The organism is Streptomyces lushanensis, assembly GCF_001700515.1.
In the GTDB taxonomy this organism is placed as follows: Bacteria; Actinomycetota; Actinomycetes; order Streptomycetales; family Streptomycetaceae; genus Streptomyces; species Streptomyces lushanensis.
The window spans coordinates 1-513 of record NZ_MAUD01000381.1 but is presented as its reverse complement, the minus strand read 5'-3'; the positions used below and the strand labels follow the sequence as shown (position 1 = coordinate 513).

Annotated in this window: 1 protein-coding gene; it reads right to left on the bottom strand. The window is 67.8% G+C overall.

What is annotated here, in order from left to right; genetic code table 11:
* On the bottom strand, nt 1-513 hold a 513-nt coding region (locus BFF77_RS26825; RefSeq protein WP_211280320.1), incomplete at both ends, for a right-handed parallel beta-helix repeat-containing protein.

Genomic DNA, 513 nt, shown 5'->3' with positions numbered 1-513 from the left:
CGCCGGTGGTGCCTTCCTTGATGTCGACGTTCTCGCCGCCGACGTCCGGGCCGATGGTGTTGTTGAGAATCTGTACGTTGTCGCTGCGGTCGGAGAGCGAGTTGGCCGTGCCGACGTACACGCCCTCGCCCATGCCCCGGCCGTCGTTGCCGGTGTTGTAGATCCGCGAGTTCCTGAGGATGCCGTCGCTGCTGGACTGACGGAAGTGCACGCCCTCCATGTCCAGGTTGTGCACGGTCACGGAGTCGATCACGACACCGTTGGCGGCGTCCGCGACGATGCCCTTCTGGGCGCCGGTGAGGGTGATGCCCTTGACGGTCCAGTACGCGGCCCCGTTGAGGTGGAGGGCGTAACCTCCGCCGCCGGTGGTGAGGACGGCGCCGGACGAACCGGTCAGCGTGATCCGCGATCCGGAGGTGCCGGGCGTGGTCGCCTTGAAGTTGCCCTTGTACGTGCCGTTGGCGAGCTGGATGGTGTCGCCGGGCCGGGCCGCGGCGACACCATCCAGCTCGC